The 16,527-nt window shown below is 53.7% G+C and carries 21 protein-coding genes; 9 read left to right on the top strand and 12 right to left on the bottom strand.

Annotated elements, in window-relative coordinates; translation table 11 throughout:
* Nucleotides 1-81: 81 nt before the first annotated feature.
* Nucleotides 82-558, bottom strand: coding sequence for a transcription elongation factor GreA (gene greA, locus HU143_RS02685; protein ID WP_001148008.1), 477 nt, complete (start codon nt 556-558; stop codon nt 82-84).
* 247 nt (nt 559-805) lie between these two features.
* On the opposite strand from greA, the gene dacB reads away from it, so the two are divergent.
* The gene (gene dacB / locus HU143_RS02680) at nt 806-2,239 is read left to right on the top strand and encodes a serine-type D-Ala-D-Ala carboxypeptidase (RefSeq protein WP_023226590.1); all 1,434 of its coding nucleotides are present in this window, start codon (nt 806-808) and stop codon (nt 2,237-2,239) included.
* A 130-nt stretch (nt 2,240-2,369) separates the two neighbouring features.
* Here dacB and cgtA read toward each other — a convergent pair whose 3' ends face one another.
* From cgtA to rplU, 4 genes are all read right to left on the bottom strand, one after another.
* Nucleotides 2,370-3,542: an Obg family GTPase CgtA gene (gene cgtA, locus HU143_RS02675; RefSeq protein WP_000673556.1), complete on the bottom strand. Its 1,173-nt coding sequence runs from the start codon at nt 3,540-3,542 to the stop codon at nt 2,370-2,372.
* A 15-nt stretch (nt 3,543-3,557) separates the two neighbouring features.
* On the bottom strand, nt 3,558-4,523 hold the full coding sequence (locus tag HU143_RS02670; protein ID WP_000813052.1) for a DMT family transporter: 966 nt from the start codon (nt 4,521-4,523) through the stop codon (nt 3,558-3,560).
* A gap of 129 nt (nt 4,524-4,652) precedes the next feature.
* On the bottom strand, nt 4,653-4,910 hold the full coding sequence (rpmA, locus tag HU143_RS02665; RefSeq protein ID WP_000940593.1) for a 50S ribosomal protein L27: 258 nt from the start codon (nt 4,908-4,910) through the stop codon (nt 4,653-4,655).
* 19 nt (nt 4,911-4,929) lie between these two features.
* On the bottom strand, nt 4,930-5,241 hold the full coding sequence (gene rplU, locus HU143_RS02660) for a 50S ribosomal protein L21 (protein WP_000271396.1): 312 nt from the start codon (nt 5,239-5,241) through the stop codon (nt 4,930-4,932).
* 257 nt (nt 5,242-5,498) lie between these two features.
* On the opposite strand from rplU, the gene ispB reads away from it, so the two are divergent.
* Entirely contained in the window at nt 5,499-6,470 is a 972-nt protein-coding gene (gene ispB / locus HU143_RS02655; RefSeq protein WP_001047354.1) for an octaprenyl diphosphate synthase, read from the top strand.
* A 231-nt stretch (nt 6,471-6,701) separates the two neighbouring features.
* Nucleotides 6,702-6,989, top strand: coding sequence for a DNA-binding transcriptional regulator SfsB (gene sfsB, locus HU143_RS02650; RefSeq protein ID WP_000444168.1), 288 nt, complete (start codon nt 6,702-6,704; stop codon nt 6,987-6,989).
* 58 nt (nt 6,990-7,047) lie between these two features.
* Here sfsB and murA read toward each other — a convergent pair whose 3' ends face one another.
* The 7 genes from murA to mlaF form a co-directional block, all read right to left on the bottom strand.
* Nucleotides 7,048-8,307 carry a UDP-N-acetylglucosamine 1-carboxyvinyltransferase gene (gene murA, locus HU143_RS02645; RefSeq protein WP_000357288.1) on the bottom strand — a complete coding sequence of 420 codons (1,260 nt, stop codon included), beginning with the start codon at nt 8,305-8,307 and terminating at the stop codon, nt 7,048-7,050.
* A gap of 53 nt (nt 8,308-8,360) precedes the next feature.
* Nucleotides 8,361-8,615 carry a BolA family iron metabolism protein IbaG gene (ibaG, locus tag HU143_RS02640; RefSeq protein ID WP_001518349.1) on the bottom strand — a complete coding sequence of 85 codons (255 nt, stop codon included), beginning with the start codon at nt 8,613-8,615 and terminating at the stop codon, nt 8,361-8,363.
* Nucleotides 8,616-8,802: 187 nt separating this feature from the next.
* A complete protein-coding gene (gene mlaB, locus HU143_RS02635; protein ID WP_000188843.1) occupies nt 8,803-9,099 on the bottom strand; it encodes a lipid asymmetry maintenance protein MlaB in 297 nt (98 codons plus the stop codon).
* Nucleotides 9,099-9,734 (bottom strand): phospholipid-binding protein MlaC, encoded by a 636-nt coding sequence (gene mlaC / locus HU143_RS02630; protein ID WP_000476467.1) that lies wholly within the window; start codon nt 9,732-9,734, stop codon nt 9,099-9,101. Before mlaC ends, mlaB begins: the two co-directional genes overlap by 1 nt.
* 18 nt (nt 9,735-9,752) lie before the next feature.
* A complete protein-coding gene (gene mlaD, locus HU143_RS02625) occupies nt 9,753-10,304 on the bottom strand; it encodes an outer membrane lipid asymmetry maintenance protein MlaD (RefSeq protein ID WP_002954571.1) in 552 nt (183 codons plus the stop codon).
* Between the two features lie 4 nt (nt 10,305-10,308).
* Nucleotides 10,309-11,091, bottom strand: a complete 783-nt coding sequence (gene mlaE / locus HU143_RS02620; protein ID WP_000925786.1) for a lipid asymmetry maintenance ABC transporter permease subunit MlaE — start codon at nt 11,089-11,091, stop codon at nt 10,309-10,311.
* Between the two features lie 7 nt (nt 11,092-11,098).
* The gene (mlaF, locus tag HU143_RS02615; RefSeq protein WP_000531566.1) at nt 11,099-11,911 is read right to left on the bottom strand and encodes a phospholipid ABC transporter ATP-binding protein MlaF; all 813 of its coding nucleotides are present in this window, start codon (nt 11,909-11,911) and stop codon (nt 11,099-11,101) included.
* Between the two features lie 212 nt (nt 11,912-12,123).
* Here mlaF and HU143_RS02610 point away from each other — a divergent pair, with 212 nt between their 5' ends.
* From HU143_RS02610 to lptB, 6 genes are read left to right on the top strand one after another with little or no spacing between them, the layout of a single operon-like run.
* On the top strand, nt 12,124-13,101 hold the full coding sequence (locus HU143_RS02610) for a calcium/sodium antiporter (RefSeq protein ID WP_000922736.1): 978 nt from the start codon (nt 12,124-12,126) through the stop codon (nt 13,099-13,101).
* A 13-nt stretch (nt 13,102-13,114) separates the two neighbouring features.
* Nucleotides 13,115-14,101 (top strand): arabinose-5-phosphate isomerase KdsD, encoded by a 987-nt coding sequence (gene kdsD, locus HU143_RS02605; protein ID WP_000018617.1) that lies wholly within the window; start codon nt 13,115-13,117, stop codon nt 14,099-14,101.
* A gap of 20 nt (nt 14,102-14,121) precedes the next feature.
* A complete protein-coding gene (gene kdsC, locus HU143_RS02600) occupies nt 14,122-14,688 on the top strand; it encodes a 3-deoxy-manno-octulosonate-8-phosphatase KdsC (RefSeq protein ID WP_000030029.1) in 567 nt (188 codons plus the stop codon).
* The gene (lptC, locus tag HU143_RS02595) at nt 14,685-15,260 is read left to right on the top strand and encodes an LPS export ABC transporter periplasmic protein LptC (RefSeq protein ID WP_000047845.1); all 576 of its coding nucleotides are present in this window, start codon (nt 14,685-14,687) and stop codon (nt 15,258-15,260) included. The genes kdsC and lptC overlap by 4 nt, the downstream gene beginning before the upstream one ends.
* On the top strand, nt 15,229-15,783 hold the full coding sequence (lptA, locus tag HU143_RS02590; protein WP_000669770.1) for a lipopolysaccharide ABC transporter substrate-binding protein LptA: 555 nt from the start codon (nt 15,229-15,231) through the stop codon (nt 15,781-15,783). The genes lptC and lptA overlap by 32 nt, the downstream gene beginning before the upstream one ends.
* 6 nt (nt 15,784-15,789) lie before the next feature.
* The gene (gene lptB / locus HU143_RS02585) at nt 15,790-16,515 is read left to right on the top strand and encodes an LPS export ABC transporter ATP-binding protein (RefSeq protein ID WP_000224104.1); all 726 of its coding nucleotides are present in this window, start codon (nt 15,790-15,792) and stop codon (nt 16,513-16,515) included.
* Nucleotides 16,516-16,527 lie beyond the last annotated feature (12 nt).

The raw sequence follows: 16,527 nt of genomic DNA, 5'->3' as shown, positions 1-16,527 counted from the left end.
CTCTCTCCGTTGATAAAAGGCCGCTATGCGGCCTTTTTCCTTTCTTTACAATACACCAACAATTTGCGTATTGAGTACTGCTTAAAGGTATTCCACTTTAAGCACTTCGTATTCCACATCGCCGCCAGGCGTTTTGATCACCACGACGTCATCCTGCTCTTTGCCGATCAGACCGCGAGCGATTGGCGAGTTTACCGAAATGAGATTTTGCTTAAAATCCGCCTCATCATCGCCAACAATGCGGTAGGTCTGCTCTTCGTCGGTGTCCAGGTTCAGCACCGTGACGGTAGCGCCGAAAATCACGCGGCCATTGTTTGGCATTTTGGTGACATCAATCACCTGCGCATTCGACAGTTTTGCTTCGATATCTTTAATGCGCCCTTCGCAGAAACCCTGCTGTTCGCGTGCAGCATGATACTCCGCGTTTTCTTTTAAATCGCCATGTTCGCGCGCTTCGGCGATAGCGGCGATGATTTCAGGACGGCGCACAGATTTCAGAAAATCCAGCTCTTCGCGCAGTTTTTCGGCTCCGCGTAAGGTCATCGGAATAGCTTGCATTTGTTATACCTCTTGAACATTCCTGTAGGGGGCAATGAACTCTACCCCGGCTGCTAAGCCAGCCCCGGCATATGCCATACCAGGGTCAGAAGCAAAAAAACACCAACCCGGGCGCGCAGTCCCAGGTCAGCTACAATTTCCTCTTTGATAACCATTTTACCCTGGAGTTCCCTATGGGTCATCGTTTACTTTTTAGGGCGTTGCGCCGTAGTATGACGGCTTGTTTCCAGGGTGTTAGCGCGAGATTATGCGATTTTCCAGATTTATCATCGGATTGACCACCAGTATAGCGTTCAGCGTTCAGGCCGCGAATATTGACGAATACATCAAACAGCTTCCGGCCGGCGCCAACCTCGCGCTGATGGTGCAAAAGATTGGCGCGCCCGCGCCGGCTATTGATTATCATAGTCAGCAGATGGCGCTTCCCGCCAGTACCCAAAAGGTGATTACCGCGCTGGCGGCGCTGATTCAACTCGGCCCGGATTTCCGTTTTACGACCACGCTGGAGACTAAAGGCAACGTCGATAACGGCATCCTGAAAGGTGACGTAATTGCGCGCTTCGGTGGCGATCCAACGCTAAAACGTCAGGATATTCGCAATATGGTCGCGACGCTGAAAAAGTCCGGCGTCACGCAAATCGACGGCAATGTGCTTATCGACACGTCGATTTTCGCCAGCCACGATAAAGCGCCAGGCTGGCCGTGGAACGACCTGACGCAGTGTTTCAGCGCGCCTCCCTCCGCCGCCATTGTTGACCGCAACTGTTTTTCTGTGTCGCTTTATAGCGCGCAAAAACCAAACGATTTAGCCTTTATTCGCGTGGCCTCTTATTATCCGGTAACGATGTTCAGCCAGGTACGGACTCTGCCGCGCGGTTCGGCAGACGCGCAGTATTGCGAGTTGGATGTGGTGCCTGGCGATTTGAACCGTTATACACTTACCGGCTGTTTACCACAGCGCGCCGACCCGCTGCCGCTGGCCTTTGCTATTCAGGACGGCGCCAGTTACGCGGGCGCGATCCTCAAGCAGGAACTGAAAGAGGCCGGGATAACTTACCGCGGCACGCTGCTGCGCCAGACGCAGGTTAACGAGCCCGGAACGATCGTCGCCAGTAAACAGTCGGCGCCACTGCACGATCTGCTTAAGATTATGCTGAAAAAGTCAGACAACATGATCGCCGATACTGTTTTTCGGATGATTGGTCATGTCAGGTTTAACGTGCCTGGCACCTGGCGGGCGGGATCGGACGCCGTTCGCCAGATCCTGCGCCAACAGGCGGGAATTGATATCGGCAATACCATTATTGCCGACGGTTCCGGTCTTTCTCGCCATAACCTGATCGCTCCCGCCACGATGATGCAGGTGCTGCAATATATCGCCCAACACGATAACGAGCTGAACTTTATCTCTATGCTGCCGCTGGCGGGCTATGATGGTTCATTACAATACCGCGCCGGGCTGCATCAGGCGGGCGTAGACGGTAAGGTTTCAGCGAAAACCGGGTCACTGCAGGGCGTGTATAATCTGGCGGGCTTTATTACCACCGCAAGCGGGCAACGGATGGCATTTGTACAGTATTTGTCCGGCTACGCGGTTCCACCTGCCGATCAGCGTAATCGACGTATTCCGCTGGTACGCTTCGAGAGTCGATTGTACAAGGATATTTATCAGAATAACTGAGTGCATTATTGCCGGATGGCGGCGCTAACGCGTCTTATCCGGCCTACAACGAACATAATAAAACGGGCCGCAAATGCGGCCCGTTGGCTTTTATAGGCCGGATAAGCGTTAGCGCCATCCGGCTACGAGATTAACGTTTGTAGATGAACTCGACGCCTTCTTCGTCGTCTTCATCCCAGTCGTCATCCCAGTCATCGTCTGCGTCTTCTTCCACTTCAGCCAACTGCTGGCGATGATAATCGTCCCACATGAACTCGACTTTTTCCGGCTGTTTTGCTTCTTCAGCCTGCGCGATCGGATTCTCAATGATAAAGGTCATCACATCCCAGCAGAGATCTTTCACCCCTAGCTGACTGGCAGCGGAAATCAGATAGTATTTCCCTTCCCAGCCCAACGCTTCGGCGATCGCTTTCGCTTTCTCTTCCGCTTCGGTTTTATCCATCAGATCGATCTTGTTGAACACTAACCAGCGCGGTTTAGCCGCCAGATCCTGGCTGTATTTTTCCAGTTCGCCAATAATGATACGGGCGTTTTCCACCGGATCGGAACCGTCGATCGGATCGATATCAATGAGGTGCAGCAGTACGCGGCAACGTTCGAGGTGCTTCAGGAAGCGAATCCCCAGGCCCGCGCCTTCCGCCGCGCCTTCGATCAACCCCGGAATGTCGGCCACCACAAAACTCTTTTCGCTATCCATTCGTACCACGCCCAGGCTCGGCACCAGCGTGGTAAACGGATAGTCCGCGACTTTCGGTTTTGCTGCCGATACCGCGCGAATGAACGTTGATTTACCGGCGTTTGGCATCCCCAGCATCCCGACATCCGCCAGCAGCATCAGTTCCAGCAGCAGGTCGCGCTTATCGCCCGGCGTACCATTGGTTTTCTGGCGCGGCGTACGGTTAACCGAGGATTTAAAACGGGTATTGCCTAACCCATGCCAGCCGCCCTTCGCGACCAACAGACGCTGACCGTGTTTGGTCATGTCGCCCATCGTTTCACCGGTTCCCTGGTCGATAACGCGCGTACCGACCGGCACTTTGATGGTCACGTCTTTACCGCGTTTACCGGTACAGTCGCGGCTCGCGCCATTCTGACCACGTTCAGCGCGGAACGATTTTTCAAAGCGGTAATCGATCAGCGTATTCAGGTTTTCATCGGCTTCCATCCAGACGTCGCCGCCGTCGCCGCCATCACCGCCGTCCGGGCCGCCTTTCGGGATATATTTTTCGCGGCGGAAGCTCACACAGCCATTACCGCCATCGCCTGCAACGACCAGAATCGATGCTTCATCAACAAACTTCATTTTATTCTCCGTAAATCATTCGCCTGAGCGGGGTTGCGAAACCACCGTTTCATGCTTGCGTAAACCGCCCCAAATACGATGACCAATGGCGGAATACATCGCGCCCGCAACCACGACAAACGCACCGAGATAACCTAAAAGGTTTAACATCGGTCTGGCGAAGAAATCGGGCCAGGCCATAGATAAAAGATCTGAAAACAGCAGGGTAAATAGCGGTGTAAGCGTGATTATCGCGCTCACCTGCGCCGCCTGCCAACGCGCCATCGCTTCCGCCAGGGCGCCATATCCTACCAGCGTATTTAGCCCGCAGAAAATCAAACAGGCGAGCTGCCAGTCGCTCAGTTGCGCTATCACCATCGGTTTTGCCAGCGGCAAGAGCGCTATCGTACATAAAGTGTACAGTAAAAACAGGATCTGCTGCGAGGCCAGACGTCGCAATAATACTTTTTGCGCCACGCCATAGCTCACCCACACCATCGCCGCGCCTACGCCAAAAATAACGCCCCAGGTGTAGTCGGTCAGTCGGGTAAAAATCTCGATCAGACTGGTGTTAAAAAACATCACCAGCCCGCTCAATAACATCAGCGCGCCAATCACCTGCGTACCGCGCATCTTTTCTTTCAGAATAAAGACGCTGGCGACCATCATGCCAACCGGCGAGAGCTGGCCGATAACCTGCGACGCGGTTGGGCTTAAATATTGCAGGGAAGAACTGAACAAAATGAAATTACCGAACAGTCCGCAGGTCGCTATCGCCAATAACACCAACCAGCGCGGCTTACGAAAAATACGCAGCGGCGGCAGCTTTCTTTTTACTGCCAGTATCGCCCCGAGGCCAATACTGGCCATTAAGAAGCGGTAGAAGACAATGGTTGAAGGCTCCATCACCTCCAGCACTTGCTTCATTGCTATTGGCAACGCTCCCCAGCACATCGCGGTAGTGAGCGCTAAAAGAATGCCAATGCCTGCCTGCTGCTTCATGCCGTGTTCCCTGCAAAGACCCGTTAACGGCATTCGCACAGCCACACGGGTATATTTTAGTCGGCCATCGAATGTAAAAAGCCCCGCAACAGGTGCGGGGCTTTCATCCGTTACCGGACCACAAAAAACTTACTCAGCAACGATGCTGATGTATTTACGGTTTTTCGGGCCTTTAACTTCGAATTTCACTTTACCGTCTGCTTTAGCAAACAGAGTGTGGTCACGACCGCAACCAACGTTGGTGCCAGCGTGGAATTTAGTACCACGTTGACGAACGATGATGCTGCCTGCCAGAACTGCTTCACCGCCAAAGCGTTTTACGCCCAGACGTTTAGCTTCAGAATCGCGACCGTTACGAGTCGAGCCGCCAGCCTTTTTATGTGCCATTTAATCTGCTCCCCTAATCTTAAGCGCTGATGCCGGTAATTTTCACATCAGTGAACCACTGACGATGGCCCTGCTGCTTACGGTAGTGTTTACGGCGACGAAACTTAACGATTTTAACTTTCTCGCCACGACCGTGGGCAACAACTTCAGCTTTGATTACGCCGCCATCAACGAAAGGAACGCCGATTTTGACTTCTTCACCGTTTGCGATCATCAGAACTTCAGCGAACTCGATAGTTTCGCCAGTTGCGATGTCCAGCTTTTCCAGGCGAACGGTCTGACCTTCGCTTACTCGGTGTTGTTTACCACCACTTTGGAAAACCGCGTACATAAAAAACTCCGCTTCCGCGCACACCTTTCAATGATTCAGAGCGCGCTATAAATATTCACAATAGGGCGCGAATATTACGCAAATTGCACGGCTTTGACAAGTGCTACCATCAATACATGAAGAAAAAAAACACAACGCATACGGTAACGTTTATCTGCGGCGTTTTTTCAGTACAATCAGGGTATATTTCTAACCATAAACCCTACGTTACCTCATTCAGACATGGGATAATCGGGGCGATAAGCCCGGCTTTTGCGATGAATTTAGAAAAAATCAACGAGTTAACCGCGCAAGATATGGCGGGTGTCAATGCGACAATCCTTGAACAGCTTAATTCCGACGTTCAACTGATTAATCAGCTAGGATATTACATTATTAGCGGCGGCGGAAAACGCATTCGTCCGATGATTGCCGTTCTTGCCGCGCGCGCGGTGGGTTATCAGGGTAACGCGCACGTGACTATCGCCGCTCTGATCGAGTTTATCCACACGGCGACGCTGCTACATGATGATGTGGTGGATGAATCCGATATGCGTCGCGGCAAAGCGACGGCAAATGCCGCTTTCGGTAATGCCGCCAGCGTGTTGGTCGGCGACTTTATCTATACCCGCGCCTTCCAGATGATGACCAGCCTCGGCTCGTTAAAAGTGCTGGAAGTGATGTCGGAAGCGGTCAACGTGATTGCAGAAGGCGAAGTGCTGCAATTGATGAACGTGAATGACCCGGACATTACCGAAGAAAATTACATGCGGGTGATTTACAGTAAAACGGCGCGTCTGTTCGAAGCCGCCGCCCAGTGTTCCGGTATTCTTGCCGGTTGTACGCCTGAGCAAGAGAAAGGGTTGCAGGACTATGGCCGCTACCTTGGTACGGCTTTCCAGCTCATTGACGATCTGCTGGATTACAGTGCCGACGGCGAGCATCTCGGTAAAAATGTGGGTGATGACCTCAATGAGGGCAAACCTACCTTACCGTTGCTTCACGCCATGCGCCACGGTACGCCAGAACAGTCAGCGATGATCCGTACCGCTATTGAACAAGGTAATGGCCGTCATCTTCTGGAACCGGTTCTGGAAGCGATGACCACCTGCGGCTCGCTGGAATGGACGCGTCAGCGAGCGGAAGAAGAAGCCGACAAAGCGATATCCGCGTTGCAGATATTGCCGGATACTCCATGGCGTGAGGCGCTAATCGGTCTCGCACACATCGCGGTGCAGCGCGATCGTTAATGCCGTTCTCTTATCCCGCGTACTGCGCGGGATATCCCATTAAGTTCTAATAAACTCCAGATACCCTATCGCCTGTTTTTCACATACTCATCCAGGATTTCCCCTGGCATATTCTGAATATTGCCGCCACTTACATGAACTTTTTAGAACATTCCTTCACGAAGCGTTATAGTATCGAACGTCGTCGGGTTGTTAAAACCGTAAGTGATTAATCTAAGGAGTGATGGATGTATGGAAAGCAAGCTTATTGACTGGCATCCGGCCGATATCATTGCCGGACTACGTAAAAAAGGGACTTCAATGGCCGCTGAGTCACGTCGGAATGGATTGAGTTCATCCACGCTGGCCAATGCATTAACGCGCCCGTGGCCGAAAGGAGAGTTAATTATCGCGAAAGCATTGGGAACGGAACCCTGGGTTATTTGGCCATCGCGTTATCACGATCCGCGCACGCATGAGTTTATCGACAGAACGCGGCTTATGAGAGCGCGTAATAAAAACAAACAGAATGTAGAGTAAGTGCCTGTAAAAAAACCCCCGCAATCGCGTTCGCGGGGGTTATTCAGCGTACAGGAGGTTATTCGCCTTTCACGCGTTCAATATTCGCGCCTAGCGCGCGCAGTTTGTCTTCGATGCGCTCATAACCGCGATCGATGTGATAAATGCGATCCACAATCGTCGTGCCTTCCGCAATACAGCCCGCCAGCACCAGGCTCGCAGATGCCCGCAGATCTGTCGCCATGACCTGGGCGCCAGAGAGCGTTTCTACGCCATGGCATATGACGGTATTGCTTTCAATTTCCGCACGCGCGCCCATGCGGCTGAGTTCAGGCACGTGCATAAAACGGTTTTCAAAGACGGTTTCAGTGATAAAGCCCGTCCCTTCCGCCACCAGGTTCAGCAACGTGAACTGCGCCTGCATATCGGTCGGGAATGCCGGGTGCGGCGCGGTACGGACATTGACCGCCTTCGGTCGTTTGCCGTGCATGTCCAGACTAATCCAGTCCTCGCCCACTTCGATATCCGCGCCAGCATCGCGCAGTTTCGCCAGTACCGCGTCCAGAGTGTCCGGTTGCGCGTTACGGCAGAGGATTTTGCCGCGAGAGATCGCTGCCGCCACCAGGAAAGTCCCCGTTTCGATACGATCCGGCAGCACACGATAAACGCCGCCGCCCAGACGCTCTACGCCCTCGATCGTAATACGATCGGTGCCCTGCCCGGCGATCTTCGCCCCCAGCGTAACCAGGAAGTTAGCGGTGTCGACAATTTCCGGCTCGCGCGCGGCGTTTTCAATGATGGTCGTCCCTTCCGCCAGCGTAGCGGCGCACATAATGGTGACGGTCGCGCCGACGCTGACCTTATCCATCACGATATGCGCCCCTTTAAGACGTCCTTCGACGGAGGCCTTTACGTAGCCCTCTTCCAGCTTAATGGTCGCACCCAGTTGTTCCAGACCGGTAATATGCAGATCAACCGGACGCGCGCCGATAGTACAGCCCCCCGGCAGAGAGACTTGTCCCTGACCAAAACGGGCAACCAGCGGCCCCAGCGCCCATATCGAGGCGCGCATGGTCTTAACCAGATCATAAGGCGCGCAGAACACGTTCACCTGGCTGGCGTCAATATGTACCGATCCATTGCGTTCCACTTTCGCGCCTAATTGGCTCAGGAGCTTCATCGACGTATCCACGTCTTTCAGTTTTGGAACGTTTTGGATCTCTACCGGTTCTTCTGCCAGCAGAGCGGCGAACAGGATCGGCAGCGCGGCGTTTTTGGCGCCGGAAATTGTGACTTCGCCCTGGAGCGTCGTTGGCCCCTGTACACGAAATTTATCCATTATTGTATTCTCAGTTAAGCATTCATCTCCGCTACCGGCAGGTTACCCGTAGCTTAAAATCCGTTAAGTTTACGATCGCGCGCCCATTCCGCCGGGGTATATGCTTTGATCGATACGGCATGGATACGGTTGTCCGCAATGTACTCCATTAGCGGCCCATAGACCGTTTGCTGTTTCTTGACCCGGCTCATGCCGTCAAACATCTCGCCCACGGCAATAACCTGAAAGTGACTGCCATCGCCGGAGACGTGGACTTCCTGGAGGGAGAGGGCATTCATCAGCACACTCTGAATTTCATGATTTTCCATGGGTTCTTTATTCGTCAAATAGTGAAAACAGCCCAACATCTTAGAGCAAAGTCGCGCCGTCTTAAATAAGCAAAAGATTACGCTGATAAATCAGCGCGGTAAAAGTGCCGGATGGTGCTGCTAACGCCACTTATCCGGCCTACGGGGATCATGCGAAGTGTAGGCCGGATAAACCATCCGGCATTCATTACATACGGGGAAGTACGTCTTCGGGCAAGTTATATAATTGCGCCAGCGCGTAAACCTTGTCGTTAACGCCAGACAGCGACACGGCATTGCCCTGCTTTTTTGCCTGGTTCACAAGGTGCGCCAGCAGCGCCAGTCCCCCCGTATCCACCCTGGAGATCTGGCTCAGGTCGATACGGGTAACGCCATTCATCGCTTCTACGCGCGCGTCCCATAGCGGCGCCAACACGTCCTGATCCAGCTCTCCCGCCAGCACCAGAGTGTCCGCCTCACGCGTCCAGGTGAGTTGCGGCGTCATTACTGTTTCTCGTCCAAAGTAATTTTCTGTTGAGAGATAGATTTCAGTTGTGCGGTCAGGCCGTCGATGCCTTTAGTACGCAGCAGGTCGCTCCACTCATTTTGCTTGGTGGTGATCATGCTGACGCCTTCCGCAATCATGTCATACGCCTGCCAGTTGCCGGTCTGAGTGTTTTTGCGCCACTGGAAATCCAGGCGTACCGGCGGACGACCGTTGGGATCGATAATCGTTACGCGGATAGGCACAATGGTCGCATCGCCCAGCGGTTGCTCAGGCGCTATCTGGTAAGTCTGACCGTGGTACATCGCCAGCGCCTGACCGTAGGCCTGTTTCAGGTATTCGCGAAACGCGGCAAAATAGGCTTCACGCTGCGCCGGGGTCGCCTCTTTGTAGTAGCGGCCTAGCACCAGCGCACCGGCATATTTTACCTGCACGTACGGCAGAAGTTCCTGATCAACAACGTCGCGCAGGTAGTCCGGATTGGCACGAATTTTCGGCTGTTCGTTTTTCAGGCGATCAAACGTTTTCTGCGCCGCCTCGTTCATCAGTTTATAAGGATTGCTCTGATCCGCTGCCGTTGCTGCGCTTAATGGCGCAATGATCAGCAGGGCCACCATCATCAGTCGTTTAAACATGCCTCAATTCTCCTGAGATTATTTCGTTGCGCCCGCGGGCGTTGTGGCTTCAGTATGACCTTCCGTTGCGGCTGGCGCATCGCCAGAATTCTTATTGTCGTCGCCTTTGCTGTTATAAAGGAACTGGCCAATCATATCTTCCAGCACCATTGCAGACTTGGTGTCCTGAATCGTACTCCCATCTTTGAGGATAGACGTTCCCAGCTCAGGATCTTCAAAACCGACGTTTAATGCCAGATATTGCTCCCCCAGCAGCCCGGAAGTACGAATACTCAACGAGCTGGTATCGGGAATATGGTTATAACGCTCTTCGATGTCGAGCGTTACGCGCGGCAGGTATGTTTTCGGATCAAGCGAGATATCTTCAACCCGCCCGACAACCACCCCGCCGATGCGTACCGGGGAACGCACTTTCAGACCGCCGATGTTATCGAAGGTCGCATAAACCTTATAGGTCGGCTCCGTGCGCATAGAGGTCACATTTGCCGCCTTCAGGCAAACAAACAGCGCCGCCAGCAACGCTACCAGCAAAAAAACGCCTACCCAAATTTCATTTTTTTTCGTTTGCATGAACTCAATTCCCAAACATCAGTGCGGTCAGCACAAAATCCAGCCCCAGAACGGCCAACGATGCGTGAACCACGGTACGCGTCGTTGCCCGGCTAATCCCGGCAGAAGTTGGTATTGCGTCATAACCGTTGAATAACGCAATCCATGTTACCGTAATGGCGAACACCACGCTCTTTATCAGACAGTTCACCAGGTCCATACGCCAGTCGACGGCATTCTGCATCGCGGACCAGAAGAACCCGGCGTCGATTCCCTTCCAGCTTACGCCGACCAGCGAGCCGCCCCAGATACCGACCGCCACAAAGATAATGGTCAGTAGCGGCAATGAAATCACGCCCGCCCAAAAGCGCGGCGAAATCACCCGGCGCAATGGATCGACCGCCATCATCTCCATACTGGAGAGCTGCTCCGTCGCCCGCATCAGGCCGATTTCCGCCGTCAACGCCGACCCGGCCCGCCCGGCAAACAGCAACGCCGCGACCACCGGCCCCAGCTCGCGCAGCAGCGAAAGCGCCACTAACATGCCAAGACTGGTCTCCGCGCTGTAAGTGGTCAGAACCAGATAGCCTTGCAGCCCCAGCACCATACCGATGAATACGCCGGAGACAATAATGATAAGCATCGACAAGACGCCCACATTATAAAGCTGGCGCACCAGCAGCGGCGCATGTTTGCGAAACTCCGGCTTACCGATAATCGCATTGAATAACATTAACCCGGCGCGCCCGAACGTCCTGACGGTTTTGATCCCGCTGTGTCCGAGTGCTGCCAGCGCATTTAACAGCATGAGTGGCTTAACTCCCTGTTTCGAGTAAATCAAGGTGATAGTCGCCCGCCGGATAGCGGAACGGAACCGGCCCGTCGGCAATGCCGTCAAGGAACTGACGCACGCGCGGGTCCGTATTCTCCTGCAACGCCTGAGCGCTACCGTGAGCGACGATTTTTTTGTCCGCCATGATCCAGGCGTGATCCGCAATACTGAGCACCTCTGGCACATCATGAGAGACCACCACGCAGGTCACGCCCAGCGCGCTGTTCAATTCTGAAATCAGCTTCACCAGAACGCCCATGGTAATCGGGTCCTGGCCGACAAACGGCTCATCGAACATGATGAGATCCGGTTCCAGAGCGATGGCGCGCGCCAACGCGGCGCGGCGCGCCATCCCACCGGAGAGCTCGGAAGGCATCAGTTTTGCCGCGCCGCGCAGCCCGACAGCTTCCAGTTTCATCATCACAACGCTTTTTAGCAGCGGCGCGGGTAAATTGGTGTGCTCCCGTAGCGGATAGGCCACATTGTCAAACACGTTCATGTCGGTAAACAGCGCTCCCGACTGAAACAGCATACTCATACGTTTGCGGACGGTGTAGAGCCGCGAACGGGACATGGCCGGCACATTCTCGCCATCAAATAAGATCTCGCCCTTATCCGGCGGGATCTGTCCGCCAATCAGGCGCAACAGCGTAGTTTTACCGATGCCCGACGGCCCCATGATCGCCGTGATCTTCCCGCGCGGCACCGTCAGGGAAATATTATCGAAAATGCAGCGTTCGCCACGGGAAAAGCTGACGTCGCGCATATCGACTAAATTGGCCGCAGACTGACCCATTGATTCATCCTTCGTATTGCCTTGTTGAGGTAACCATGGCGCTGAATTTAACCATGGGTTCGACATAATTACAGAATATTAACTGACAGGGTTAGCGAAAGCTGGCATTCGTTTTACTTTTTAGCCGCATAAAGTCAAAATTAGGACTTCGTTACGGCTTCCAGATATCCCTTCCAGGGGACCGGCGAGTATACCTGAAGAAAGGACTTTAGATGCTTTTAGCGATGGCGCTACTCATAATTGGTTTGCTTCTGGTGGCCTACGGCGCCGATCGTCTGGTGTTTGCGGCCTCTATTTTATGCCGTACATTCGGTATTCCCCCGCTGATCATCGGGATGACGGTCGTGAGTATCGGCACCTCGCTGCCGGAAATTATTGTGTCGGCCGCCGCATCGCTACACGGTCAGCTCGATTTGGCCGTCGGCGCGGCGCTCGGTTCTAACATCACCAATATTTTGCTGATCTTAGGGCTGGCGGCGCTGGTTCGTCCATTTACCGTGCATTCCGATGTTCTACGTCGCGAATTGCCATTAATGTTATTTGTTAGCGTGGTAGCCGGTTCCGTACTGCATGACGGACAGTTAAGTCGCAGTGATGGTATCTTTCTCCTGCTTCTGGCTGTGCTATGGCTGTTATTCATTGTTAAAATCGCGCGTCTGGCCGAACGCCAGGGGAATGACAGCCTCACCCGCGAACAACTGGCGGAGCTGCCACGCGAAGGCGGGCTCCCCGTCGCGTTCTTATGGCTGGGCATTGCGCTGGTCATCATGCCGATGGCGACGCGCATGGTAATCGATAACGCTACGGTGCTGGCGAACTATTTCGCCATGAGTGAATTAACGCTCGGTCTGACAGTCATCGCTGTCGGCACCAGTCTGCCAGAGCTGGCGACGGCGATTGCCGGCGTGCGAAAAGGCGAAAATGATATTGCCGTTGGTAATCTCATTGGCGCCAATATTTTTAATCTCGCCATCGTGCTGGGACTGCCTGCGCTGATCGCGCCGGGGGAGATCAACCCGCTGGCGTTTGGGCGAGATTATAGCGTTATGTTGCTGGTTAGCGTGGTTTTCGCTTTACTTTGCTGGCGGCATCCGCGTCAGATTGGTCGGGGCGCAGGTATACTGCTGACCGGCGGGTTTATCGTATGGCTGGCGATGCTCTATTGGCTATCGCCACTTCTTGTTGGATAACTGGAAACGGATTATGTCGCATTTAGCGTTGCAACCGGGGTTTGACTTTCAGCAGGCAGGCAAAGAGGTCCTGGAAATTGAACGTGAAGGCCTGGCGGAGCTTGATCAATATATCAACCAGCATTTCACGCTGGCCTGTGAAAAAATGTTCAACTGCACCGGAAAAGTGGTGGTCATGGGGATGGGAAAATCCGGTCATATCGGACGGAAAATGGCCGCCACGTTCGCCAGTACCGGCACCTCTTCCTTTTTTGTACATCCAGGCGAAGCCGCGCACGGCGATTTGGGGATGGTTACGCCGCAGGATGTGGTTATCGCTATCTCCAACTCCGGCGAATCCAGCGAGATCGCGGCGCTAATACCGGTGCTTAAACGTCTGCACGTACCGTTAATTTGCATTACCGGGCGACCGGAAAGCAGCATGGCGCGTGCGGCAGATGTGCATCTGTGTGTTAAAGTGCCCAAAGAAGCGTGTCCGTTAGGCCTGGCGCCTACCAGTAGTACCACCGCAACGCTGGTGATGGGCGACGCGCTCGCCGTGGCGTTGTTAAAAGCGCGCGGCTTTACCGCCGAGGATTTCGCTCTGTCGCATCCTGGCGGCGCGCTGGGACGTAAGCTACTGCTGCGCGTAAGCGATATTATGCATACTGGCGATGAGATCCCGCATGTTAATAAACATGCCACCCTGCGTGATGCGCTGTTAGAAATTACGCGTAAAAATCTCGGTATGACCGTCATTTGCGATGAATCCATGAAGATCGACGGTATCTTCACCGACGGCGATTTACGTCGCGTATTCGATATGGGCGGCGATATGCGCCAGTTGGGGATCGCCGAGGTGATGACGCCAGGGGGCATTCGCGTGCGTCCCGGTATTCTCGCTGTCGATGCGCTGAATTTAATGCAGTCCCGCCATATCACCTCCGTACTGGTTGCTGATGGCGACCAGTTACTCGGTGTGTTACATATGCATGATCTCCTGCGTGCAGGCGTCGTGTAGAAACTCAAGGATAATTAACGATGAGTAAAGCAGGTGCGTCGCTTGCGACCTGTTATGGCCCCGTCAGCACCCATGTCATGACCAAAGCGGAGAATATCCGCCTGCTCATCCTGGACGTGGATGGCGTATTGTCTGACGGCCTGATTTATATGGGCAATAACGGCGAAGAGCTGAAGGCTTTCAACGTTCGTGACGGCTATGGTATTCGCTGTGCTTTGACCTCCAATATCGAGGTTGCCATTATTACCGGACGAAAGGCTAAACTTGTAGAAGATCGCTGCGCCACGCTGGGGATTGTCCATCTTTATCAGGGACAGTCGAATAAGTTGATCGCCTTTAGCGATCTGCTGGAAAAACTGGCCATTGCGCCGGAAAATGTTGCCTATGTCGGCGATGATCTGATTGACTGGCCAGTGATGGAAAAAGTGGGGTTAAGCGTTGCCGTTGCGGATGCGCATCCGCTGCTGATCCCCCGCGCTGACTATGTGACGCACATTGCCGGCGGGCGCGGCGCGGTACGTGAGGTGTGCGACTTGTTGCTGCTGGCGCAGGGCAAGCTGGATGAGGCCAAAGGGCAATCGATATGAGTAAAACCAGACGTTGGGTTATCATTCTACTGTCGCTGGCCATTCTGGTACTGATTGGTATCAATCTGGCGGATAAAGACGATCCTGCTGCCGTGATGGTCAACAGCAACGATCCCACGTATAAAAGCGAGCATACGGATACCGTCGTGTACAGTCCGGAAGGCGCGTTGAGCTATCGTCTGATTGCGCAGCACGTTGAATATTTTTCCGATCAGGCGGTCTCATGGTTTACGCAACCGGTATTAACCACCTTTGATAAGGATAAAGTGCCGACATGGTCGATCAAGGCCGATAAAGCCAAATTGACTAACGATCGGATGCTCTATCTGTATGGCCATGTTGAAGTCAACGCCCTGGTGCCTGACGCTCAATTACGCAGAATTACCACCGATAACGCGCAGATTAATCTGGTGACGCAGGATGTTACCTCGAACGATCTGGTGACGTTATACGGCACAACATTTAACTCCAGCGGACTGAAAATGCGCGGTAACTTACGCAGCAAGAACGCCGAGCTGATTGAAAAGGTTAGAACCTCTTATGAAATTCAAAACAAACAAACTCAGCCTTAATCTTATGCTTGCCGGCTCGCTGCTGGCCGCCAGCATTCCGGCCTTCGCCGTCACGGGCGATACCGAACAGCCTATTCATATTGACTCGGATCAACAGTCGCTGGATATGCAAGGCAACGTCGTGACCTTTACGGGCAACGTGGTGATGACCCAGGGCACGATTAAGATCAACGCCGATAAAGTCGTGGTTACCCGCCCTGGCGGCGAACAGGGGAAAGAGGTGATCGACGGTTACGGCAATCCGGCCACCTTCTACCAGATGCAGGACAACGGTAAGCCGGTGAAAGGCCACGCTTCCCATATGCACTACGAGCTGGCGAAAGATTTTGTGGTGCTGACCGGCAACGCTTATCTGGAGCAGCTTGACAGCAACATTACCGGCGACAAAATCACCTACCTGGTGAAAGAGCAGAAAATGCAGGCCTTCAGCGAGAAAGGCAAACGCGTCACCACCGTTCTGGTGCCATCGCAGTTGCAAGACAAAAACAAAGGCCAGACTCCGGCGCAAAAGAAGAGTAACTAATTCGTTATGGCAACATTAACTGCAAAGAATCTGGCGAAGGCCTATAAAGGCCGTCGCGTAGTGGAAGATGTCAGTCTGACCGTTAACTCCGGGGAGATTGTCGGGCTGCTCGGTCCAAACGGCGCGGGTAAAACCACCACCTTTTATATGGTCGTCGGTATCGTGCCGCGTGACGCGGGCAATATCATCATCGATGATGAAGATATCAGTCTGCTGCCGCTGCACGCGCGCGCGCGCCGCGGTATCGGCTATTTGCCGCAGGAAGCCTCTATTTTCCGCCGTCTCAGCGTATTTGATAACCTGATGGCGGTACTGCAAATTCGTGACGATTTGACCGCAGAACAGCGAGAAGACCGCGCCAACGAGCTGATGGAAGAGTTTCATATCGAGCATCTGCGCGACAGCATGGGACAGGCGCTGTCCGGTGGTGAACGCCGTCGTGTAGAAATAGCCCGCGCGTTGGCCGCTAATCCCAAATTTATCCTGCTGGATGAACCCTTTGCCGGCGTTGACCCGATTTCCGTTATCGACATCAAACGCATTATCGAGCATCTGCGCGATAGCGGGCTCGGCGTGCTGATCACCGACCATAACGTCCGTGAGACGCTGGCAGTCTGTGAACGCGCCTATATCGTGAGCCAGGGCCACCTTATTGCTCACGGTACGCCGACAGAAATCCTGCAAGACGAACACGTTAAGCGTGTATATCTTGGGGAAGACTTCAGACTCTGATAGGGTAGAGGG

The sequence above is a fragment of the Salmonella sp. SJTUF14076 genome, from assembly GCF_015534835.1.
Lineage (GTDB): Bacteria > Pseudomonadota > Gammaproteobacteria > Enterobacterales > Enterobacteriaceae > Salmonella > Salmonella enterica.
This window is presented reverse-complemented; position numbering and strand designations above follow the sequence as displayed.